A 21493-nucleotide genomic window follows, 5' to 3' on the forward strand; every position below is an offset into this window, starting at 1 on the left:
GTGCTCGTCGGCTCGGGCCTCCATGGCGGCCGCCCGCTCCCGCGCGGCGGCGTGACGGCGCTGGAGGCGGTCGGTTTCGCGTACGTCGGCGAGGGCGCGCTGCGCCGCCACGCGCGCGTGCTCGGCTGCGTCGAGGGCGAGCCGGGTGTGCGTGACGTGTTCCCGGGCCGCCGAGCGGGCGGTCGCGGCCCAGGTGAGCACGGCGTCCGCGAGGCCGGGGTCGCCGGGGGCCGCGTCGACGGGGGGCAGTCCGACGATGTCGCCCGCTGCCTGCCGCATGCGGTGGGCGAGGGCGAGGAGTTCGGTGTCTCCCGCGGCGACCTGCTTCTGCGCGGTGAGCCGCTCCTCGGCGAGGCGGTGCTCGACGGCGGCGAACCGGTGGGTGTCGAAGAGGCGGCCGAGGAGTCTGCCGCGGGCCTCCGCGTCGGAGCGCAGGAACCGCGCGAAGTCGCCCTGTGGCAGGAGCACGACCTGGCAGAACTGGTCCTTACTCATGCCGAGCAGCCGGCTGATCTCCTCGCCGATCTCCTGGTGGGAACGGCTGAGGTCCTTCCAGGTGCCGGTCACCGCGTCGTGCTCGCGCAGCAGGCTCTGGGCCTTCTCCACGGTGGTGCCGGTGCCGCGCTTCTTGGGACGCTCGTGAGGTGGCTGGCGGGTGATCTCCAGGCGGCGGCCCGCCACGGTCAGGTCGAGGACGACCTCGGTGCGGGTGCCGGGTGCCGCGTGGTCGCTGCGGAGCTTCTGTCCCTGGCCGCCGGTGCTCTGGCGGGCGCCGGGCACCGACCCGTACAGCGCGTAGCAGACGGCGTCGAGGACGGAGGTCTTTCCGGCGCCGGTCGGACCGTGGAGGAGGAAGAGTCCGGCGCCGCACAGCGCGTCGAAGTCGATGCGCTGCGGCGCGCCGAACGGCCCGAAGGCCGTGACCGTCAGGGTGTGCAGCCTCACCGGGTCACCTCGCCGGCCCCTGCCTCGGCGGCGCGCACCGCGTCGAACGCGGCGCGCAGCACGGCGCGCTCGGCGTCGTCGGGCCCGGCGCCGCGCACGTGGGCCACGAAGTCCTCCGCGATCTCCTGGTCGTCGCGCCCCCTGAGCCGTTCGGCATACCCGGCGTCGGGGCCGGTCTCGGTGCGGCGCGGTTCGAAGAGCAGGCTGAGGGTGTGGGGGAAGCGGCCGGTGAGGCGGGCCATGGGGTCGTCGGGGCGGACGGCGTCGGTGAGGGTGGCCTCGACCCAGGATTCCTCGTGGGCGGTGAGCTCCGGATCGGCGAGGAGTTCTTCGAGGTCGCCGCGGATGCGGGCGAGGGGGCGGGGCACCGGGCAGTCGAGCCGCTCGGCGCTCACCGCCCCGGTGGCGTCCAGGTCGACGAGCCACATGGTCTTGTGGTGGGCGGCCTCGGAGAAGGAGTACGGCAGCGGGGAGCCGGAGTAGCGGATGCGTTCGGTGATGACCTGGCTGCCGTGCAGGTGGCCGAGGGCCACGTAGTCGACGCCGTGGAAGATCCCGGAGGGCACGGCGGCGACCCCGCCCACGGAGATGTCGCGCTCGCTGTCGCTGGGCTCGCCCCCGATGACGAAGGCGTGCGCGAGGACGACCGACCGGGTGCCGTCCGGGCGGGCGGCCAGGTCCGCGCGGACACGGTCCATCGCCGCACCGAGCACCTGCTCGTGGCCCGCCCTGACCACGCCGAACGAGTCCTTCACCAGGGCCGGTTCAAGATACGGCAGCCCGTAGAAGGCCACGTCGCCGTGGTCGTCGGCCAGGACGACCGGCTCGGCGCAGCGGTCGGCGCGGGTCCTGAGGTGAATTCCGGCGCGCCCGATCAGTTCGGCGCCGACGCCGAGGCGGCGCGCCGAGTCGTGGTTGCCGGAGATCAGCACGGTGGGCACGCCGAGGTCGGCGAGGCGGTGCAGCGCGTCGTCGTACAGCTCGACGGCGGCGAGGGGCGGCACCGCGCGGTCGTACACGTCGCCCGACACGACGACCGCGTCGACGCCGCGCTCGCGCGCGGTGGTGACGAGGTGGTCGATGAACGCGGCCTGGGCGTCGAGCATGTTCACGCGATGGAACGCTCGGCCCAGATGCCAGTCGGACGTGTGCAGCAGTCTCATGGGACACGAGGCTAACGGCTGGGTCTGACATCACGTCCGCAACGCTGCGACCGGCGGCCTCGGGCCGCCTCCGCCCGTCCGGACGCGTCGCGCTCAGCCGTACGTCTCCCCGCCCAGTTCGAGTCCGGCGCTGCCCGCGCTGGCGTCGGCGAGCCACCCGCGGAACCGGTCTACGTCCGCGTCGGGCAGGGTGATCTCGATGGCGACGTCGGCTCCGTAGCGGACCTCGCGCACCTCGCGGCCGGTCGAGCGCAGGTCGTTGTGGAGCTTGCCCGCGCGCGCGTGGTCGATCCTGACCGTGGCCAGGCGGTAGCGGCGCCGTGTCGCCGTGCCGAGGGCGTCGAGGGCCTCGCCGACCGCGCCGCCGTAGGCGCGGATCAGGCCGCCCGCGCCGAGTTTCACGCCGCCGAAGTAGCGGGTGACCACGGCGACGACGTACCGCATGTCGCGGCGGGTGAGCATCTGCAGCATCGGGACTCCGGCGGTGCCGCCCGGCTCGCCGTCGTCGCTCGCCTTCTGCACGGCGGCGTCGGCCCCGATGACGTACGCGTAGCAGTGGTGCGAGGCGGTCGGGTGCTCGGCGCGCACGCGTGCCACGAACTCCTGGGCCTCCCGCTCGGTCGCGGCGGGCGCGAGCGCGCACAGGAACCGGGAGCGGTTGACCTCGGTCTCGTGCACGCCCGCGCGGGCCACTGTGCGGTACTCGTCCTGCATTCGGCCAGCGTATGCGCACGCCGCGGGCGGATCGCACCCGCCCGCCCGCGGCGCGCGTCAGGCGGCGGGGCGTCGCGTCACAGGTAGGGGCGGGTGATCAGTTCCAGTCCGTGTCCGGCCGGGTCGTGGAAGTAGACCCCGCGGCCGCCGTGCTCGTGGTTGATCTCGCCGGGGCCGCGGCGGTCGTGATAGGCCCAGTGCTCGATGCCCTGGTCGCGCAGGCGCCGGTAGGCCCGGTCGAAGAGCTCGTCGTCGACGAGGAACGCGTAGTGCTGCATCTGGATCTCGACGGGCGGCTCGGCGAACTGCAGCAGGACGCCCTCGTCGAGCTGGATGTTGGTGAAGGGGCCCCAGGACGGTGCTTCGGGCACCTCCAGCAGCTCGCGGTAGAAGCGGGCGGACTCCTGGCGGTCCTTGCTGGCGATGATGGTGTGGTTGAACGTGGCTGTCATACGGCTTACCTCTGTGTCGCTCGGCTGTGGCACGGTTGCGCGGTGCTCGAGCGGCGGGAGGTCCGCGTGACGGGCCGAGGGGGTGCGTCCTGCGCACCTGCCCCGCGGTCAGACCTCCACCGGATTGCCGTTCCGTGTGTGGCGTCTCGCCGGTCCGGTGTTCACGTGATGGACCTTACGTGACGAAGGCGCGCCCGCCAACGGGAGCGCCGGATTCCGGCCACGTCGCTTCACGCCGGGCGGCGCGCTCAGTGAGGAATCCCGAGCGCGCCGCCGCCGTTGTACCCGTGAGCACCGGGAAAGGCCCGCACAGCGACAGGAGCATGCCATGTACGCCGATCAGGACACCGTACGGAAGATCCTCACGGAGACCGGTGACACCTGGGCGGTCGTGGGCCTCTCGTCGAACCGGGCGCGCGCCGCCTACGGGGTCGCCGACGTGCTGAAGCGTTTCGGCAAGCGGATCGTCCCCGTGCACCCGAAGGCGGAGACGGTGCACGGGGAACAGGGCTATCCGTCGCTCGACGCGATCCCCTTCCCGGTCGACGTGGTCGACGTCTTCGTCAACAGCGACCTTGCCGGACCGGTGGCGGACCAGGCCGTGGCCATCGGCGCCAGGGCCGTCTGGTTCCAGCTCGGCGTGATCGACGAGGCGGCGTACGAGCGGACCCGGGCAGCGGGGCTCGACATGGTCATGGACCGCTGCCCGGCGATCGAGATCCCGCGCCTCAGCCGGCCGTCACGTCGGTGATCCTCCACCGCTCGTTCGGTCCCGAGGTGGGCCGGTAGGTGATGACCGGGGCGCCGTCCCGCGTGGACTGGCCGCTCACGTCGAGGAGCTTGCCCGTCGCGGCGTTGACCAGTGTGTACGTTCCGTCGCCCGTGGTGGACAGGATCCATTGCGCCGCCGTACCCGGTGTGCCGGTGTCCGGCTCGACGACGGGGGCGCCGTCGTGCACGGTGAGGCGCTCGCCGGTCGTGGCGTCGGCGAACTCGTAGCGGGTTCGGTTTCCGTACCGGCCCTGGCTGCCGTCGGCGACGATCCGCGCGAGCCGCCAGCGCCGGTCGGCGCCGGAACCGTCCGAGCGGATGACGAGGCCGCTGCCGTCGGCGGCGACGGTGAGGTCCTTGCCGCTCTGCACGCCGGTCAGTTCGTAGGTGTGGCCCTGGTGCGGCGTGGCGGCGTCGGCGGCGACTCCCGAGACGTGGTCGACGAGGAACGACGTGACCGACTGGGCGGGGACCGTGAACGTCACCTTGCCCTCGCGCACCGGGAGGGCGGTGCGCCGGTCCAGCTTGCCGTCGGCGCTGGTCACGACCGGGGTGACGGTGGCGCTCCGCCCGATGTGGCCGAACTTCGACAGGTCGAGTACGACCGTGCGGGAGGCCGTGGTGGAGTTCACGTGGACCACCGTGGCAGCGTCGCCGGACCGGGAGAGCGCGGCGGCGGTGTGGGTGTCGTTCGTGGCGATGAGCCGGTCGCCGGGGCGGATGTAGTGGGTGAAGTTGCGGGCCGTGTCGAACTTCGTGTTGGTGCGGACCGGGCAGCTGCTCAGTGTGTCGGCCGACGTGCAGCTGAAGGGGATCTGGATCTCGCCCCAGTTGCCGCCCTTGCTGTTCTCACCGCCGGGCTTCATGTTGTCGTAGTCCTCGATGGGCTGCCAGAACACCCAGGCGTTCGGTTCGAGTTCGCGCAGGTCGTCGACCATGTGCTGGGCGATGCCGAGGCCGGGGCGCATGTCGGTGAAGGACTGGCCGTCACCGAAGTCGCCCTCGACCTCGCTCATCCACAGCGGCTTGTCGGCGGCCTTGGCGAGGTCGCGCACGGTGGTGCGGTTCGCGGTGCCGTACGCGTGCGTGTTCATCTGCCCGACCTGGGCGCTCACGTCGGCCGGGTAGGTGTTCCAGTCGGTGGCGAACTTGGTCGGGTTGGTCTCGTCCATGGCCGAGACCCGGGCGCCCGTCCCGGCCTCGCGCAGGGCGGGGGCGAGGGCGCGGATCACCTTCTGCTGGAGTTCCGGGCCGATGTGGGCGCCTTCCTGACGGCCGCCGGTCGGCAGGCCGTCGGCGCCGAGGTCGGTGTGCCAGTAGTCGGTGTTCGGCTCGTTGAACGGGTCGACCGTGTCGACCTTGATGCCCTCCGAGGTCTCCAGTCGCTTGGTGGCTCCGGCCAGGTAGGCGGCGAAGTCCCGCACCGACGAGGTCTTGAGCTGGTCCTTGTTCGCGTCGAAGCCGCCGGAGACGTAGCCGCTGACCGTCATGAAGTACGGCGGCGAGTTGCTGAACGCCTCCCAGTGCGTGATGTCGTGCTTGATGCGGTTCACCCACCAGCGCTGGGTGGCGTCCGCGTTGTCGTTCCAGTCGGCCGGATCGTCCGGGTCCCACCAGTCGGTGTCCTGCCGTGTGGTGCCGGCCGGGGCCTTCCACCAGCCCTGGACGGCGCCGCCGGGCCGCAGGTAGTTCTTGACGTCCGGGGCGTTGCCGCCGCCGATGTTGTAGCGGGCGATGTTGAGGGCGAGGCCGTCCTTGCCGAAGACGAGTTCGGCGAGCTTCTCGCGGATCTGCCGCGGGTAGTTCCCCGTGGCGTTGGCGAACCAGGCCAGACTGGTGCCCCACCCCTCGAACTTCTGCTGGCGGTACGAGGGGTCGGGGGTGACGGTGACGGACGCGGCGGCCCCGCCGGTGGTGGTCGCGGCGTCGACCGGTGACGCGGTGGCCAGGGCCGCCCCGGTGATCAGGGCGGCCGATCCGACGGCTGCGGCAAGTCGATTCCGTCTCGTGCGGGTGTGGTGTGCCAACTTGCTCTCCCACCTCGTGGTTGTGGATGGACAGGTGGTACTGGGTGCCGGTGCGGCCTCTGCGGGCCCCCGGCTGCCGGTCAGCGGTTCGGGCCGCGCAGCACGGCGACCGCGCGGGGCGGCAGGCTCAGGCGGCCGTCGGCGCGGACGGCCGGTCCCGCGAGAACTTCGCCCTCCACTCCGGGCACGTCGACCGGCGTGTCGGTGCGGTTGACCAGGAACAGGTAGCGGTGGTCGGCGTCGCGGCGGACGACCGGCTCGACGGCGCCGCGCGCGCACTCGGGCAGCTCGCTCGTCACCCCGGCGGGCGCGAGCAGCTCAGGCAGCAGCGCGGCGAGGCCGTCCACGCCGAGGCGGGTGGAGACGTACGCGGCCGTGCCCCGGCCCGCGGCACGGCGGGTGACGGCGGGGCGGGCGGCGTAGGTGCCGGTGCGGTAGCGGGCGAGGACCTCGACGTCCGGCGCCGTGACGTCGACGCGGTCGCTCCACAGGTCGCCGGTCAGTTCGCCGGCCGGACCGGCGTCGACGCCGACCGTGTCCTCGTCGGCGAGCGGCCCGAACTCCTCGATGCGGATACCGAGGAGCTCGCGCAGCGCCCCGGGGTGCCCGCCGAGCCACACGTGGTCGTGCTCGTCGACGATGCCGGAGAAGTACGTGGTGACCAGGTGCCCGCCCGTCTCGACGTAGCGGGTGAGCCGCTTGGCGAGGGTCTGCGGCACCATGTGCAGGACCGGTGCGATCACCAGGTCGTAGCCGTCGAGCTCCGTGCCGTGCGCGGGCACCACGTCGGCGCGGACGCCGAGCCGCAGCAGCGCCGCGTACCAGGCGAGCGCCTCGGTGTGGTAGTCGAGGCGTGCGGTGGGGTGCGAGTCGTGTTCGGCCGCCCACCAGGAGTCCCAGTCGAAGAGGACGGCCACGCGGGCGGGTTCCCGTTCGCTCCCGGCGAGCGGCGCGAGCGCCTCCAGGGTGCGGCCGAGTTCCACGACGGAGCGGAACACGTCGCTGTCGGCTCCGGCGTGCGGGACCATCGCCGAGTGGTACTTCTCGGCTCCCGCGGCGGACTGGCGCCATTGGAAGAAGCAGACGGCGTCGGCGCCGTGCGCGACGTGCAGCAGCGAGTCGCGCGCCAACTCGCCGAATTTCTTCGGCAGGTTGACGGGCTGCCAGTTGACGGCGCTCGTCGAGTGCTCCATGAGGAACCAGGGGCGGCGCCGGGCGAGCGCGCCCGTCAGGTTGGCGGAGAACGACAGTTCGTCGCGGTCGCGCGCGCCCTCGTCGCGCGGGCCGTGGACGACGTAGTGGTCATTGGCGACGAAGTCCACCTCGTCGGCCCAGTCCGCGTAGTCCATGCCCTTGGTGCCGCCCATGACCATGAAGTTGGTGGTGACGGGCGTGTGCGGGGTCAGCTCGCGCAGAATGTCGCGTTCGGCGCGCAGGTGGTTCTTGAGCGCGTCGGAGGAGAACCGTTTGAAGTCGAGCTGCTGGGTGGGGTTGGGGTGCGAGGCGGCGAGCCGCGGCGGCAGGATCTGCTCCCAGTCGCTGTAGCGCTGGGACCAGAAGGCCGTTGCCCAGGCGTGGTTGAGCGCGTCGAGGTGCTCGTAGCGGCGGCGCAGCCAAACCCGGAAGGCGCGGGCGGCGTCGTCCGAGTAGTCGTAGACGTTGTGGCAGCCCAGCTCGTTGTTGACGTGCCAGGCGACGAGGGCCGGATGGTCGGCGTAGCGCGACGCCAGTTTCCGTACGAGGCGCAGGGCGTGGTCGCGGAAGACGGGTGAGGTGGGGCGCCAGTGCTGGCGGGCGCCCGGCCACACCGTCGCGCCGCTCGCCGTGACGGGCAGGATCTCCGGGTGCGCGGCGGTCAGCCACGGCGGCGGGGAGGCGGTCGCGGTGGCCAGGTCGACGCCGATGCCGCCCGCGTGCAGCAGGTCCATGACGTCGTCGAGCCAGCCGAACTCCCACGTTTCGGCGGTGGGTTGGAGCCTGGCCCAGGAGAAGATCGCCAGGGAGACGATGTTCACGCCCGCCTCGCGCATCAGCCGGACGTCCTCCTCCCACACCTCCCGCGGCCACTGCTCGGGGTTGTAGTCGGCGCCGTAGCCGAGGCGTCGGGTGCCGTCGGAGCCCTTCGCGTACGGGAAGCGGGAGCTGGAGGAGGAGAGGACGGTCATTGTTTCCTTCCGGTGATGCCTGGCGCGGGGGTGAACTGCCCCGGAGCGATCTGCGATGCCAGGAGCGCTACTTGACGGTGAATCCCTGGTCCTTGCCGTACTTCACCGACGCGTCCTGCCACGACTTCAGTCCTGCGGAGAGCTTGATGCCGGACACGTATGCCTTGCCCACGGTGTCGTTGAAGATCGAGTTGGCGTAGACCTGGTAGGGCAGGTACGACCAGCCCGGCTTCACGTTCTTCGCGGACTTGGCGAAGATCTTGTTGGCCTGCTGACCGCCGAAGTAGGCGAACTTGGTGTTCAGGAACTTCGGGGAGTCCAGGTCCTTCACGGTCGCCGGGAAGGCGCCCTCGCCGAGGCGGGTCTGCACCCCGGCGCCGGCGGCGCTGTACTTGGCGAAGGCGTAGGCGAGCGCCTTGTTCTTGTGCTGGCCGAGGGCGGGTACGGCCAGGGAGCTGCCGCCGTTCTCGGCACTGGCGTTCGCGCCCTTCGTCCACTGCGGCAGATCGGCCACGCGCCAGTCGCCGGAGGCCTGCTTCACGCCCGTGACGAAGTTGTTCGGCATCCACGCGCCGGTGGGCAGGGTGGCGATGGTGCCGTCACCGAGGCCCTTGTACCAGTCGTCGGTCCAGGGCGTGATCGAAGCGAGGAGCTTTTCGTCGATGAGCTTCTGCCACACGTCGGTGTACTTCTTGGCGCCCGCGTCGTCGAAGTTGATGCCGACGGTGGTGCCGTCGACGGTGTACGGGTGCGAACCGGCCTGCCACAGAAGGCTGGTGGTCAGACCGGCGTCGCCGACATCGCCGGTGATGTACATCTTCGGGTTGGCCTTGTGCAGCTTGCGCGCGGCCTTCAGGTAGTCGTCCCAGGTCGTCGGGACGGTGATCTTGTACTTGTCGAAGACCTTCTTGTTGTAGAAGAGCGCCATGGGCCCCGAGTCCATGGGCAGGCCCCAGACACTGTCACCGTCCGACACCGAGTTCCACGGACCGGTCGTGTAATCGGCCTTCAGCTTGCCCGCGCCGTAGGCACCCAGGTCGGTGAGGCCTTTCGTCAGGGCGTACTGACCGATGGCGTAGTACTCGACCTGCGCGACGTCCGGGACGCCCTTCTTCGCGGAGATCGCGTTCGACAGGGCCTTGTACTGGTCGTTGCCGGTGCCCGCGTTGACCACGTCGACGTGGACCTTCGGATACTTCTTCTCGAACTGGGCGGCGACGTCCTTCACCGTGGAGTCCCATGCCCACACGGTGATCGTGCCGCCCTTCTTCAGGGCGGCCTGGACGTCGGACGCGCTCACCTTCTTGTCGCCGGAGCCGCTGCCGGAGCCGGAGCCGCCGCAGGCGGCCGCCCCGAGAGCGAGGGCGCAGACGAGACCTGTGCCGCGCAGCAGGCGGCGGGAGTGCTTGGGCATGTCGGATGCTTCCACTTCGTCGTGGTTCTACAGAGGGTTCTCACACCCGGGGCATTCACTCCGGGGTGGCGCAACTGCCTTTCTGCGCCTACTCCTTGACGCTTCCGGCGGAGAGGCCGGACTGCCAGTACTTCTGGAGCAGCAGGAAGGCCGCGATCAGCGGGATGATGGTGAGCAGCGAGCCGGTGAGGACCAGGTTCGTGACCACGTCGCCGTCGGACGTCTGCGACTGCTTGTTCCAGGCGTCCAGGCCGAGGGTCAGCGGATACCAGTCCGGGTTCTTCAGCATGATCAGCGGCAGGAAGTAGTTGTTCCAGGTCGCGACCGTCGTGAAGAGCAGCACGGTGACGGTACCGGGGGCGAGCAGCGGCAGGGCGACCTGGAAGAAGGTGCGCACCTCGCCCGCGCCGTCGATCCGCGCGGCCTCCATGAGCTCGGTGGGGATCGCTTCGGTGGCGAACACCCACATCAGATAGAGGCCGAAGGGCGAGATCAGCGACGGGACGATCACGGCCCACGGGGTGTCCGTCAAACCGATCTTGCTGAAGAGCAGGAACGTGGGAACGGCGAGGGCCGTCGCCGGGACCGCGACCGCGCCGATGACGACAGCGAAGACGGCCTTCTTGCCGGGGAAGTCGAACTTGGCGAGCGCGTAGCCGCCGAGGACCGCGAGGAACGTGGCGCCACCGGCGCCCACGACCACGTACAGCAGGGTGTTGAGCAGCCACCGGACGAAGATGCCGTCGTGGTAGGTGAAGGTGTCGCTGATGTTGGACCACAGGTCGAAGTCGTGGTCGAACCAGAGACCGAACGAACGGGCTAGTCCCTGCTGCGACTTGGTGGCGCTCATCAGCAGCCACACCAGCGGCAGCAGACTGTATACGAGGACGATGCCGGTGAGCGCCGTCAGCAGGACGCTGCGCCGGGGGCGCCGGGGGATGTGGCGCCGGGGTGCGCGCAGGCGCGGGGCGGCGGACTTGAGCGGCGTCGACTGCCGCACGGCGGTGCTGGTGGACATCGCGCTCACGCTCCCTTGCGCATGCCGCGCAGCTGGACGACGTAGGCCACGACCATCGTGATCACGCCCATGACGATGGCGACCGTCGCGGAGTAGTTCTGCTGCTGGCCGGAGAAGGACAGCGAGTACGTGTAGTAGTTCGGGGTGAAGTCGGTGGTGATGGCGTTGGGCGCGAGTTTCTGGAGGATCGCGGGCTCGTTGAAGAGCTGGAAGCTGCCGATGATCGAGAAGATCGTGGCGATGACGAGGGCGCCGCGGATCGCCGGGAGCTTGATCGCCGTGATGACCCGCAGCTGGCCCGCGCCGTCGATCTCGGCCGCCTCGTAGAGGGCGTGCGGGACGACGCGCAGCGCGGCGTAGAAGATCAGCATGTTGTAGCCGACGAATTCCCAGGTCACGATGTTGCCGATGGAGGCGAGGACCAGGTCGGGCGAGAGCAGCTCGGGCAGCTTCACGCCGAACGCCGAGTTGATGTCGCCGACCAGGCCGTAGCGGGTGCCGTACATGAAGCCCCACATGAGGGTGGCGACGACGGCGGGTACCGCGTACGGCAGGAAGACGGTGATGCGGAAGAAGTCCTTGCCGTAGAGGCGGCCGCTGTCGATGGCGAGCGCGACGAGGAGAGCGAGACCGAGCATGATCGGTACCTGGACCAGCAGGAACAGTCCGACGCGGGTGACGCCCTCCCAGAACCGTCCGTCCTGCAGGGCCTGTTGGTAGTTGTCCAGGCCCACGAAGTGGGTTCCGCCGATGAGTTGGGTGCGGAAGAGGCTCAGATAGACCGAGTACGCGAGCGGCGCCAGGAAGACCAGCGCGAAGACGATCGCGAAGGGCCCCATGAACCCCCAGCCCTTCCAGGAGCGGCGGGCCCGGCGCGCCGGTGGCGGTGGACCGGCCGTGCGGGGCCCCGCGGCCGCCGGTGGTTGCAGCGTCGTCATGGTCGCGCCCCTTGCTCGTTCATATGCCTCGATGGGTCACAGCCGGCATCGGATGTTTACGCAAACATCGCACACCACAGTCGACCGGCGGCTGTTATGTTTACGTAAACATTCGGTGGCGGCATGTCTACACTGCCCCGATGACGACGGTCAAGAGCCGCCCGGCCGACGGACGGCCACGACGACGACACGGCTGGTGAGGACGACGGTGACAGCAACGGACGGCACCCCGGCGCGCGGCAGGCCCCGCGGCCGCCGTCGTACGCAGAACGCGTCGATGGCGGATGTCGCCAAGGCGGCGGGCGTCTCCTCACAGACCGTCTCGCGCGTCTCGAACGGCTTCCCCGGCGTCAACGAGGAGACCCGCGGCCGGGTCCTCGACGCGATGAAGGAGCTCGGCTACCGCCCCAACAGCGCGGCGCGCGCGCTCAAGCGGGGCGATTTCCGCACCATCGGCGTGATCACGTTCACCCTGTCGACGACCGGCAACGTGCGCACGCTGGAGGCCATAGCGACGTCGGCCGCGCACGAGGGGTACGCGGTGACGCTGCTTCCGGTGGCGGTGCCCACGCAGGACGAGGTGCGCGGCGCGTTCTCCCGGCTGGGCGAACTGGCGGTGGACGCGGTCGTCGTGATCATGGAGGTCCACCTGCTCGACGCGGCGAGCCTGACCCTGCCGCCGCACGTGAAGGTCGTGGTGGCCGACTCGGACGCCGGGGACCGGTACGCGGTGGTCGACACGGACCAGGCCGGCGGCACCCGGGACGCCGTGCGCCACCTGCTCGGCCTGGGCCACCGCACGGTGTGGCACCTCGCCGGTCCCGAGGGGTCGTACGCGGCGCAGCGCCGCACCGACGCCTGGCGGGCGGCGCTCAAGGAGGCGGGTCGCGGCGCGCCCCCGCTCGTCCGGGGCGACTGGACCGCCGAGTCGGGCTACCGCGCGGGTCTTCGCCTGGCCGAACAGCCCGACTGCACCGCGGTGTTCGCGGCCAACGACCAGATGGCGCTCGGCCTGCTGCGGGCGCTGCACGAGCGGGGCCGCAGAGTGCCGCAGGACGTCTCGGTCATCGGTTTCGACGACATCCCGGAGGCGGGCTCGTTCCAGCCGCCGCTGACCACGGTCCATCAGGACTTCGCGGAGGTCGGCCGCCGGTGCGTGCAGAGCGCGCTGCGGCAGGTGCGCTGCGGCGAGGCGGAGCGCGGTACGACACTGGTGCCGACGCGGCTCGTGGTCCGGGAGAGCACGGCGCGGGCGCCCCGCGGTCGGGGCGTGTCGTGACAGCGAAGTCGTCCACCCGGGGGACGGCGGCCGGGCGGGGCTTTCCCGACACGCCCCGGGAAACGCCACCTCGCAGGGCCATGCGGCGGCGGCCCCACCGGTGCCCCGGGCGCCTCAAGCGGCACGGCGGCCCGGTGCCCGGTGCCCGGCGGGCGTGCGGCGGGGGGACGATCAGGTCGCCACGGCGGGGGGCCGCTGCCGATCAGGGCGTGAGGGCGGGTCGGCGACGGTGGTGTCCGGTCCGACCGGGCTGCCCGGTGACGGTTCCATCGGCGTGAACGAGCCCTCGCGGAGCGCCGAGCCCGGCCGCGCACGACCCCGCCCGTCGGCGTGGCGTTCGCCGCGGACCGCAACCGCGCGCCGCACGGATGGTCTCCCCCGCCCGGTCCGCGCAGGCGCGCCCCCGGCGAACGGGTCGGCTCAGTGCTCGAAGGGCACCGAGACGGTCATGGTCATCTCCACCGCCGTGTCACCGTCGTTGCGGTAGGCGTGCGGCACGTTGGCCTCGAAGGAGACACTGGCGCCCGCGGGGACCCGGTGGGCCGCTCCGTCCACGACGAGGGTCAGCTCGCCCGCGGTCACGTGGAGCAGTTCGACGGTGCCCTGCGGGTGGGCGTCGGACTCGCTGCCGTCACCCGGTTCGAGCCGCCAGTCCCACAGTTCGAGCGGTCCGGGCGCCTCGGTCCCGGCGAGCAGCCGGTTGTAGCTGCCGGCTTCCGTGTGCCACAGCCGCACCGCCGCCTCGGCGGGGACGATCCGCACCTTGGGGCCCTGCTCGTAGTCGAGCAGGGTGGTGATGCTCACGCCGAGCGCGTCGCCGATCTTGACCACGGTGCCGATGCTCGGGTTGGTGCGGGCCTGCTCGATCTGGATGAGCATGCCCCGGCTGACGCCGGCCCGTCCGGCGAGCGCGTCCAGGGTGAAGCCGCGCTCGGCGCGCCAGTGCTTGACGTTGCGCGCGAGCGACCGGGTCAGCAGATCGAGGTCCGACACGTTCCGTCCATTTCCGTGGTCCAATATTTTAGATGACTGGGTCTTGTTTGATGAACTATCGTGTGGTGCACTCCAGCGTTCAGCAAACTGTACTGCGAGGTCGTCCGTGGAAGCACAGTCCGTACTCTTCGCCCTGGCCACGAGCCTCCTGTGGGGCATGGCCGACTTCGGCGGCGGGCTGCTGACCCGACGGACCCCGGCACTCACGGTCGTCGTGGTCTCGCAGTGCATCGCCGTGGCCGTGCTCGGCACGATCGTCGCGGCCACCGGCGCGTGGCGGGAGAGCGGGCCGCAGCTGTGGTACGCGGTCGCCGCGGGCCTGGTCGGGCCGGTCGCCATGCTCGCCTTCTACAAGGCGCTCGCGCTCGGACCGATGGGTGTCGTCTCGCCCCTGGGCTCCCTCGGTGTCGCCGTGCCGGTCGGCGTCGGTCTCCTCCTCGGCGAGCGGCCCGGCCTGGTGCAGGTGGCCGGGATCCTGGTCGCGGTCGTCGGCGTGGTGCTCGCGGGCGGGCCCCAGCTGCGGGGCGCACCGGTGCAGCGGCAGGCGGTGCTCCTCACACTGCTCGCGGCCTTCGGGTTCGGCGCGGTGATGGCCCTGATCGCCGAGGCATCGACCACGGTGACGGGCCTTTTCCTCGCGCTGTTCGTGCAGCGCGTGACGAACGTGGCAGCGGGCGGCACGGCCCTGTACGTCTCCGCCCGGCGCGGCGGCCCGGTGTTGCCCGCGGCGGACGAGGGCGGCGCGCGGCCGCTGTGGAGGTCGCTGCCCGTCCTCGCGTTCGTGGGGCTCGCGGACGTCGCGGCCAACGGCACCTACGCGCTCGCCGCGCGGAGCGGGCCCGTGACGGTGGCGGCGGTGCTCGCGTCGCTGTACCCGGTGGTGACGGCGCTCGCGGCGCGCGGCTTCCTGCGCGAACGGCTGCGCGGGGTGCAGGCGGCGGGCGCGGGGCTCGCCCTCGTCGGGACGCTGCTGCTCGCCACGGGGTGAGCCACCGGCGGCCGAGCGGCCCCGCGAGCGCCCGGCGCACCCGCCCGCCGCTCGCGGGGCCCGCCGGGGTTCACTCGTCCGCCACCACCGGCGCCACGGGCTCCGCCGCCGCGAGCGCCTCCAGGGCGATCAGCTGCTCCGGCGTGACCCCCTCCGGGATCGGCGCGGGGGCCGGGGTGCGCAGCGGCGGCTGCCAGCCCTCCCGAGGGTCCCAGGTGCGAACGACACGGGCCGGCGCACCGGCCACGACGGCATGGTCGGGGACGGCACCGCGGACCACGGCGCCCGCCGCCACCACCACGTTCCGGCCGAGGCTGGCGCCGGGCAGGATCACCGCCCCGGTGCCGATCCAGCACCCCGGGCCTATCTCGACCGGCTCCATGCGCGGCCACTGCTTGCCGACGGGCTCGTGCGGGTCGTCGTACGAGTGGTTCGTGGAGGTGATGTAGACGTACGGGCCCATATAGACGTCGCTGCCGACGGTGACCGTGGTGTCGGCGATGACATGGCTTCCGCGCCCTATGACCACGCCGTCGCCGAGGGTGAGGATCGGGTCGGGGCCCAGGTCCAGGTCCGGCATGAGGCCCGCGGTCAGGGTGACCTGCTCGCCGATGATGCAGTGCGCGCCGAGCCGGATCCACGGCTCCCCGAAGACGGTGCCCTGCGGGAAGGCCAGCTTCGTGCCGTGCCCTATGGCACCGAACCGGTGCCCGCCCGGCTGCTCGGCCGTCACGGCGCCCTTGCGCTGCGCCCAGCGCCATCCGGCCTGTACGGCACGGTGGGCGATCCCACCCCTTGCGCCCCCGCCGCGGGACGAGAACGCGTTCCAGTTCATCGGCACGGCGCTACGCTACTGGCGCGTAATTTCTTCGGCAACTCGTTCGAGGCCCGGAACGTACGGTACGTAAGGAGCGACACCCCATGACAGGCACGTCCCACGCGGCACTCGTCACGCCCTTCGGCGGCAAGGAACCGAAGGTCGACCAGGAAGCGTTCGCGGCGCCGACCTCCGTGCTGATCGGCGACGTGACGCTGCGCGCGGGGGCCGGGGTCTGGTATGGGGCGGTGCTGCGCGCGGAGTTCGAGCCGATCGAGATCGGCGCCGACAGCAACGTCCAGGACAACTGCACGGTCCATGTCGACCCCGGCTTCCCGGTCCGCGTCGGTGAGCGCGTATCGGTCGGCCACAACGCGGTCCTGCACGGCTGCACCGTCGGCGACGACTGCCTGATCGGCATGGGTGCCACGGTGCTCAACGGCGCGGTGATCGGCGCCGGGTCGCTGGTGGCCGCCCAGGCGCTGGTGCCGCAGGGCATGGTGGTGCCACCCGGCTCGCTCGTCGCGGGTGTCCCGGCCAAGGTCCGGCGCGAGCTCACGCGGGAGGAGCGCGAGGGCGTCACCCTCAACGGCACGGTCTACACCGGCCTGGCGCGGCAGCACGCCGCCGTGCACGACGTCTGAGCCGACGCGGCCCGTGACGCTCGCGGGCGCCACGGGCGTCACTCGCTCGCGGGCACCGCCTCCGCCTCCGCCTCGTACTCGCGGACGGTCCTCGCCGCGCGGCGCTTGACGATCAGCATCGAGGCGACACCGAACAGGACGGCGGCGCCGAGCCCGTAGTACGAGAACCGCTTGAGCCAGTCCTCGGCCACGGTGCCGACGTAGTACACGACCGCGGTCGTGCCGCCCGCCCACACGATGCCGCCCAGCACGTTGGCGACGAGGAACTTCCAGTACGGCATGCGCAGCACACCGGCCAGCGGTCCGGCGAAGATCCGCAGCAGGGCGATGAAACGGCCGATGAAGACGGCCCCCATGCCCCATTTCTGGAAGGAACGCTCGGCGGTGGCCACGTGCGCCGGGCCGAAGTGCCGGGGGAATCTCCGGCCGAGCCAGGCGAGCAGCGGGCGCCCGCCCTTGCGGCCGATGGCGTAGCCGATCGAGTCGCCGACGACGGCGCCCGCGCTGGCGCAGGCGCCGAGCACGAACGGGTTGATGTCGCCGTGCTGTGAGGCCAGCAGCGCCGCCGAGACGAGGACGATCTCGCCGGGCAGCGGGATGCCGAGGCTCTCCAGGCCGATGACGCCCGCCACCAGCGTGTAGACGGCGACCGCCGGAATCGTGTCGAGCCATGCCTGGACGTGCAACGCCCTCGCCTCCCGTACCCGCGGTGATCTGTGTGCCCGGCGTGCACCCCCTCGGGTGCACGCCGGGCAGCCTACTCGCTCCTTATGACGCCGCGGCGTCCCGGAAGGTGCACTGGTGGACGCGGTGAACCTCGGCGGAGGACGTGATTCCGCCCACGGACGCGGTACGCGGCGTCCGCGTCACGCCGGGGCAAGCGCGCGTCGTTGTGCGCTGCCCGAACCGGACCCCGCCCCCCGGCGACGCCCCACGGCACGCTCTTCGACGGCCGTGGACCACGGGGCGCGGCGGTCTCCGCTTCGAGTGGGCTCACGGGCGGCTGGTACGAGCTGGAGATCATCCGCGCGGGCACGGACAACTGGGCCGGACAGGCCGTCGCCCCCGACGCCGACACCGGCACCGGCACCGGCACCGGCACCTGGACGACGATCGGCGAATCGAACGTCGCGCGGTCGGCGGGCCGTCTCAGGCGGGACGTCGTCCGGTTCGTCGAGCACCACCGGTCCGTCGCCGACCGCGGCACCATCCCGTACGGCTCCGGCCAGGCGGCGACGGCGTCGGAGGGCCGACCGGCCCGCCTGTCGCTTCCCGCCCGCTCAGCCGTTCGGCCGGAGCGTCCACACCACGGTCATCTCCCCGGTCACGGCACCGTCCTCACGCGTGATGGCGATACTCACCGGGAACTCCGGCCGCTCGCCCGCGTCGAGTTCGGCGACCACGTCGGCGACCGGGCGGCCCAGGGTCGCGGTGGCGGTCACCGCGCCCTTGGCGAGCTTCTTGTACTCGATGTCGGCGCGCACCGCGAGCGGTACCGCGCGCGAGAGCTGCTCGCCGAAGGCGGTCAGCACGATGGCCCCGCTGGCGGACTCGGCGAGGGTGAACATCGCTCCGGCGTGCGGCCCGCCGACGTGGTTGTGGTAGTCGGGCTGGTCGGGAAGGCGCAGCACCGCGCGCTCCGCGGTGACCTCGTCGAACTCCAGGTTCAAGGTGCGCACCATCGGAACGGCGGTGGCCAGCATTTCGCCCATCGAGGCGGTCTGTGCAGTCATGAGCCAGATGTTACCGACCAGTAGCAGGGGTGACCAGCCCCGTCGGGTCACGCCCGCCACCGGGACCGTTGCACGTCCGGTACACGGCCGGGACATCGGCGCCCCCCGGACCCCTTATCGTTGTCGGCCATGTGGCCAGGACAGCAGCCGCCCGGGGGCGAGCAGAACCCGCAGGACCCGAACAACCCGAATTACCCCAACGTTCCGAGCAATCCCGGCAATCCGCCGACACCCAACCCGTACCAGCAGCCGGGCTATCAGCAGCCGAACCCCTATCAGCAGCCGGGGTACCAGCAGCCGAATCCGTATCAGCAGCAGCCGGGGTGGAACGCGCCGACGGCGCCGCTCGGTCCGCCGCAGTCGCCGAAGCAGGGCGGCGGGGACAACAAGACGAAGATCGTCGCGATCGCCGCCGCGGTCGCCGTCGTCGTCGCGGCCGGGGTGACCGGTTTCCTGGTGCTCGGCGGCGACAAGCACGACGACGCCAAGGGCAACGACAAGCCGACCCCCAACGCGTCGCACTCGGCGTCGCAGAGCCCGAGCACGAGCTCGTCCGAAGGCAACCCGCGCAGCGGTGACAACGCCGTGAAGCCGGTCGTCCCCGGCTGGCAGCCGGTCGTCAACACCACGCACAAGACGGTCTTCGACGTGCCTCCGGGCTGGGAGGTCGACCCGAGCGGCGCCGACCAGATCACCGGCTTCGAGTACGACTACAAGGACCACGGCAAGAAGAAGCACGGCATGACGACCGTGTCCGCGCCCGCCGCCTACAAGAGCAAGTGGTGCACGTCGGACACGGACAAGGACGGCACTCCTGAGGACACATCGCTCGCCGGGGTCGGCACGCGCGGCGAGAACGGCGCGAAGACCGCCGAGCAGGCCGCGGAGAACCGGGTTCCGTGGTGGGTCTACGGCGGCTACACCGAGCCGTCCTTCAAGGCCGTCAAGGTGGGCAAGGCCAAGGACTACACCAACGCCCAGGGTGTGTCCGGCGCCCTCATCACCGCCTACTCCCAGGGCACTCCGCAGCACGACAAGTGCTCCAGCGAGGGCAAGGCCACTGTCTTCGCCTTCCAGAACGCCGACGGCGACTTCGTCTCCTGGGACCTGTGGGGCGCGAAGGGCGTCAAGGGCGAGCTGGACGACGCGACGATCAAGAAGATCCTGGACACGGTCCGCTTCTACAAGGATCCGACGGATTCCTGACCGGGCGCCTGCACATGATTTGTCACATGGTGGTGCGGCGGCCATAGTTTCCTGAGTGACCGCCGCCCCCTCCCCCGCCCCGCCACGTCGCCGCCCCTCCTGGGCGGGCCGCAACTACGTGCTGCTCGCCGTCTCGGCGTGCATCACGACCCTCGGGTCCAACGGCGCGCTGATCGCCTCCGCGTTCGCCGTGATCGATGCGGGCGGCGACGGCGGTGACGTGGGCCTGGTCGCCGCCTCGCGCACGCTGCCCCTCGTGATCTTCCTGCTCGTGGGTGGCGCGGTGGCCGACCGGCTGCCGCGCCACCACGTGATGGTCGCGGCCAACGCCCTCAACTTCCTCTCGCAGGGCGCCTTCGCGCTGCTCGTCCTGACCGGTGAGCCCCGTCTGTGGCAGATGACGGCGCTCAGCGCGCTCGGCGGCACCGGCCAGGCGTTCTTCAATCCGGCCGCCGAGGGCATGCTCATGGCCTCGGTCTCCGGGGAGCATGCCTCGCGCGCGTTCGCGCTGTTCCGAATGGGGATGTCCGGTGCGGCGGTCGGCGGGGCTGCGCTCGGCGGCGCCACGGTCGCGGCCCTCGGGCCCGGCTGGGTGCTCGCCGTGGACGCGGCGGGTTTCGCGGTGGCGGGGGCGCTGCGTTCGTGCCTGCGCGTCACGGACATGGCGCCGCGCGAGCCGGGCGGCGGGCTGCTCGCGGACATGCGGGACGGCTGGCGGGAGTTCGTCGGGCGCAGGTGGCTGTGGACCGTCGTCACCCAGTTCACCGTGGTGGTCGCGGTCATCGGGGCGGCCGAGTCGGTGTACGGGCCGCTGGTGGCGCGCGACACCCTCGGCGGGGCCGGACCATGGGGGTTCGCCCTCGGCGCGTTCGGCGTCGGCACGGTCGTCGGCGGGCTGCTAATGACCCGGTGGAAGCCGAGGCGGATGCTGTTCGTCGGGACGCTCTGCGTCTTCTCCCTCGCCCTGCCGTCCGCCGCCCTCGCGATCCCCGTGCCGCTGGGCGTCCTCGTCGCGGTGATGTTCGCCGGCGGCGTCGCGACCGAGGTGTTCAGCGTCTCCTGGATCACCGCACTGCACCAGGAGATCCCCGAGGACAAGCTCTCGCGGGTCTCCGCCTACGACTGGTTCGGCTCGGTGGCGATGGTGCCGGCGGCCACCGCGCTCGCCGGTCCCGCGGAGTCGGTGTTCGGGCGGTCCGCGGCGCTGTGGGGATGCTCGGCGCTCGTCGTCGTCCCCACCGCCGCGGTGCTCTTCGTGCCGGAGGTACGTCAGTTGCGGCGGCGCGAGGCCGGGGCCGCCGTCCCCTCGGCGGCCCCGGACACCCTGGACCGGGCCCAGCGGGCGGACGGCTCGCCGGTCACCCCACGCTGAAGGTTCCGCCCGGCGGCTCGGGCGAGGGGCGGGCCCGAGCGTCGTCGACGGCGTGCGCGTCGCCCACGAAACGGCGCAGCGCCTCCCCGTGCTCGACGCGGGCCGGGAACGTGTCGCGCGCCGAACGCCGGGCCAGCTCCGCCACGTCGAGCTCGGCCCGCGAGGCGACGAGCACGGCGTTGCCGAACCGCCGGCCGCGCAGCACCGCCGGTTCCGCGACCAGCGCCAGATGCGTGAACACCTCACCGACCGTGGCCAGTTGGGAGCGCAAGAACGCGAACGGCGCACTGTCGGCGAGGTTCGCCGCGTAGATACCGCCGGCCCGCAGCACCCGCGCGGCCTCGCGCGCGTAGCCCCGCGTGGTCAGGTGCGCGGGCACCCGCGACCCGCCGAACACGTCGGCGACCAGAACGTCCGCGCTGTCGTCCGGCGCCGCCGCCAGCCACTCCCGCGCGTCCGCGGCGTGCACGCCGATCCGCGCGCCCGGCGGCAGCGGCAGATGCTCGGCGACGAGGTCGAGCAGGCCCCGGTCGGCGTCCACGACGTCCTGCCGGGAGCCGGGGCGGGTCACGGCGACGTACCGGGGAAGCGTCAGGGCGCCGCCGCCCAGGTGCAGCACGTCGAGCGGCTGCCCGGCGTCGGCCGCGCAGTCCAGTACGTGCCCGAGGCGGCGGGCGTACTCGAACTCCAGGTACGCCGGGTCGTCGAGGTCGACGTACGACTGCGGCGCCCCGTCCACCGTGAGCAGCCACGCCCGGCGCCGGTCGATGTCGGGCAGCAGCTTGGCGGTGCCGTGATCGACGGCGCGGGTGACGGGTATCGGCTCGGAGCCGGGTCCGGGTGCGGTCACCTCA

20 protein-coding genes are annotated in these 21493 nt (G+C 71.8%); 6 read left to right on the top strand and 14 right to left on the bottom strand.

What is annotated here, in order from left to right; translation table 11 throughout:
* From OFY01_RS30615 to OFY01_RS30630, 4 genes are all read right to left on the bottom strand, one after another.
* Window positions 1-945, bottom strand: a 945-nt coding sequence (locus OFY01_RS30615) for an AAA family ATPase (RefSeq protein ID WP_266605464.1), incomplete at its 3' end; no start/stop codon positions are given.
* Window positions 942-2108, bottom strand: a complete 1167-nt coding sequence (locus OFY01_RS30620) for an exonuclease SbcCD subunit D (protein ID WP_266605466.1) — start codon at window positions 2106-2108, stop codon at window positions 942-944. The genes OFY01_RS30615 and OFY01_RS30620, both read right to left, overlap by 4 nt.
* 93 nt (window positions 2109-2201) lie before the next feature.
* The gene (locus tag OFY01_RS30625; protein WP_266605468.1) at window positions 2202-2822 is read right to left on the bottom strand and encodes a YigZ family protein; all 621 of its coding nucleotides are present in this window, start codon (window positions 2820-2822) and stop codon (window positions 2202-2204) included.
* A gap of 77 nt (window positions 2823-2899) precedes the next feature.
* Window positions 2900-3274 (bottom strand): VOC family protein, encoded by a 375-nt coding sequence (locus OFY01_RS30630; RefSeq protein ID WP_266605470.1) that lies wholly within the window; start codon window positions 3272-3274, stop codon window positions 2900-2902.
* Window positions 3275-3602: 328 nt separating this feature from the next.
* Between OFY01_RS30630 and OFY01_RS30635 the strand changes: the two genes are divergently transcribed.
* Window positions 3603-4025, top strand: a complete 423-nt coding sequence (locus tag OFY01_RS30635; protein WP_266605472.1) for a CoA-binding protein — start codon at window positions 3603-3605, stop codon at window positions 4023-4025.
* On the opposite strand, the gene OFY01_RS30640 is transcribed toward OFY01_RS30635, so the two are convergent.
* The 5 genes from OFY01_RS30640 to OFY01_RS30660 form a co-directional block, all read right to left on the bottom strand.
* Window positions 4003-6072 (bottom strand): RICIN domain-containing protein, encoded by a 2070-nt coding sequence (locus OFY01_RS30640; RefSeq protein ID WP_266605474.1) that lies wholly within the window; start codon window positions 6070-6072, stop codon window positions 4003-4005. The genes OFY01_RS30635 and OFY01_RS30640 overlap by 23 nt on opposite strands.
* Window positions 6073-6152: 80 nt before the next feature.
* Complete coding sequence (locus tag OFY01_RS30645; RefSeq protein WP_266605476.1) at window positions 6153-8237, bottom strand: beta-galactosidase; 2085 nt, start codon at window positions 8235-8237, stop codon at window positions 6153-6155.
* A gap of 67 nt (window positions 8238-8304) precedes the next feature.
* Window positions 8305-9651 (bottom strand): extracellular solute-binding protein, encoded by a 1347-nt coding sequence (locus tag OFY01_RS30650; RefSeq protein ID WP_266605478.1) that lies wholly within the window; start codon window positions 9649-9651, stop codon window positions 8305-8307.
* A gap of 88 nt (window positions 9652-9739) precedes the next feature.
* Complete coding sequence (locus OFY01_RS30655) at window positions 9740-10669, bottom strand: carbohydrate ABC transporter permease (RefSeq protein WP_266605480.1); 930 nt, start codon at window positions 10667-10669, stop codon at window positions 9740-9742.
* 5 nt (window positions 10670-10674) lie between these two features.
* Window positions 10675-11607 carry a carbohydrate ABC transporter permease gene (locus OFY01_RS30660; RefSeq protein ID WP_266605482.1) on the bottom strand — a complete coding sequence of 311 codons (933 nt, stop codon included), beginning with the start codon at window positions 11605-11607 and terminating at the stop codon, window positions 10675-10677.
* A gap of 277 nt (window positions 11608-11884) precedes the next feature.
* Here OFY01_RS30660 and OFY01_RS30665 point away from each other — a divergent pair, with 277 nt between their 5' ends.
* Window positions 11885-12886, top strand: coding sequence for a LacI family DNA-binding transcriptional regulator (locus tag OFY01_RS30665; RefSeq protein ID WP_266605506.1), 1002 nt, complete (start codon window positions 11885-11887; stop codon window positions 12884-12886).
* A 420-nt stretch (window positions 12887-13306) separates the two neighbouring features.
* On the opposite strand, the gene OFY01_RS30670 is transcribed toward OFY01_RS30665, so the two are convergent.
* Window positions 13307-13879: a helix-turn-helix domain-containing protein gene (locus tag OFY01_RS30670; protein WP_266605484.1), complete on the bottom strand. Its 573-nt coding sequence runs from the start codon at window positions 13877-13879 to the stop codon at window positions 13307-13309.
* A 157-nt stretch (window positions 13880-14036) separates the two neighbouring features.
* Here OFY01_RS30670 and OFY01_RS30675 point away from each other — a divergent pair, with 157 nt between their 5' ends.
* A complete protein-coding gene (locus tag OFY01_RS30675) occupies window positions 14037-14867 on the top strand; it encodes a DMT family transporter (RefSeq protein ID WP_266605508.1) in 831 nt (276 codons plus the stop codon).
* 70 nt (window positions 14868-14937) lie between these two features.
* Here OFY01_RS30675 and OFY01_RS30680 read toward each other — a convergent pair whose 3' ends face one another.
* On the bottom strand, window positions 14938-15708 hold the full coding sequence (locus OFY01_RS30680; protein WP_407700459.1) for an acyltransferase: 771 nt from the start codon (window positions 15706-15708) through the stop codon (window positions 14938-14940).
* An 80-nt stretch (window positions 15709-15788) separates the two neighbouring features.
* Here OFY01_RS30680 and OFY01_RS30685 point away from each other — a divergent pair, with 80 nt between their 5' ends.
* Window positions 15789-16328, top strand: a complete 540-nt coding sequence (locus OFY01_RS30685; protein WP_266605485.1) for a gamma carbonic anhydrase family protein — start codon at window positions 15789-15791, stop codon at window positions 16326-16328.
* 38 nt (window positions 16329-16366) lie between these two features.
* On the opposite strand, the gene OFY01_RS30690 is transcribed toward OFY01_RS30685, so the two are convergent.
* Together OFY01_RS30690 and OFY01_RS30695 are read right to left on the bottom strand one after the other, a co-directional pair.
* A complete protein-coding gene (locus OFY01_RS30690) occupies window positions 16367-17014 on the bottom strand; it encodes a DedA family protein (RefSeq protein ID WP_266605486.1) in 648 nt (215 codons plus the stop codon).
* A 594-nt stretch (window positions 17015-17608) separates the two neighbouring features.
* Window positions 17609-18061, bottom strand: a complete 453-nt coding sequence (locus tag OFY01_RS30695; RefSeq protein ID WP_266605488.1) for a DUF4442 domain-containing protein — start codon at window positions 18059-18061, stop codon at window positions 17609-17611.
* 129 nt (window positions 18062-18190) lie between these two features.
* Between OFY01_RS30695 and OFY01_RS30700 the strand changes: the two genes are divergently transcribed.
* Both OFY01_RS30700 and OFY01_RS30705 read left to right on the top strand, forming a co-directional pair.
* The gene (locus OFY01_RS30700) at window positions 18191-19267 is read left to right on the top strand and encodes a hypothetical protein (protein ID WP_266605489.1); all 1077 of its coding nucleotides are present in this window, start codon (window positions 18191-18193) and stop codon (window positions 19265-19267) included.
* A 55-nt stretch (window positions 19268-19322) separates the two neighbouring features.
* Window positions 19323-20639 carry an MFS transporter gene (locus tag OFY01_RS30705; protein WP_266605490.1) on the top strand — a complete coding sequence of 439 codons (1317 nt, stop codon included), beginning with the start codon at window positions 19323-19325 and terminating at the stop codon, window positions 20637-20639.
* Here OFY01_RS30705 and OFY01_RS30710 read toward each other — a convergent pair.
* Window positions 20626-21489: a spermidine synthase gene (locus OFY01_RS30710; RefSeq protein ID WP_266605491.1), complete on the bottom strand. Its 864-nt coding sequence runs from the start codon at window positions 21487-21489 to the stop codon at window positions 20626-20628. The two genes, OFY01_RS30705 and OFY01_RS30710, sit on opposite strands and share 14 nt — an antisense overlap.
* Window positions 21490-21493 lie beyond the last annotated feature (4 nt).

The sequence above is a fragment of the Streptomyces beihaiensis genome, from assembly GCF_026274175.1.
GTDB lineage: Bacteria > Actinomycetota > Actinomycetes > Streptomycetales > Streptomycetaceae > Streptomyces > Streptomyces beihaiensis.

Coding starts and splice junctions, on each gene's coding strand:
- OFY01_RS30665 (WP_266605506.1), top strand. CDS start 11,885: ATGGCGGATGTCGCCAAGGCGGCGGGCGTCTCCTCACAGACCGTCTCG.
- OFY01_RS30630 (WP_266605470.1), bottom strand. CDS start 3,274: ATGACAGCCACGTTCAACCACACCATCATCGCCAGCAAGGACCGCCAG.
- OFY01_RS30685 (WP_266605485.1), top strand. CDS start 15,789: ATGACAGGCACGTCCCACGCGGCACTCGTCACGCCCTTCGGCGGCAAG.
- OFY01_RS30700 (WP_266605489.1), top strand. CDS start 18,191: ATGTGGCCAGGACAGCAGCCGCCCGGGGGCGAGCAGAACCCGCAGGAC.
- OFY01_RS30695 (WP_266605488.1), bottom strand. CDS start 18,061: ATGACTGCACAGACCGCCTCGATGGGCGAAATGCTGGCCACCGCCGTT.
- OFY01_RS30655 (WP_266605480.1), bottom strand. CDS start 10,669: ATGTCCACCAGCACCGCCGTGCGGCAGTCGACGCCGCTCAAGTCCGCC.
- OFY01_RS30625 (WP_266605468.1), bottom strand. CDS start 2,822: ATGCAGGACGAGTACCGCACAGTGGCCCGCGCGGGCGTGCACGAGACC.
- OFY01_RS30675 (WP_266605508.1), top strand. CDS start 14,037: ATGGCCGACTTCGGCGGCGGGCTGCTGACCCGACGGACCCCGGCACTC.
- OFY01_RS30645 (WP_266605476.1), bottom strand. CDS start 8,237: ATGACCGTCCTCTCCTCCTCCAGCTCCCGCTTCCCGTACGCGAAGGGC.
- OFY01_RS30650 (WP_266605478.1), bottom strand. CDS start 9,651: ATGCCCAAGCACTCCCGCCGCCTGCTGCGCGGCACAGGTCTCGTCTGC.
- OFY01_RS30660 (WP_266605482.1), bottom strand. CDS start 11,607: ATGACGACGCTGCAACCACCGGCGGCCGCGGGGCCCCGCACGGCCGGT.
- OFY01_RS30635 (WP_266605472.1), top strand. CDS start 3,603: ATGTACGCCGATCAGGACACCGTACGGAAGATCCTCACGGAGACCGGT.
- OFY01_RS30620 (WP_266605466.1), bottom strand. CDS start 2,108: ATGAGACTGCTGCACACGTCCGACTGGCATCTGGGCCGAGCGTTCCAT.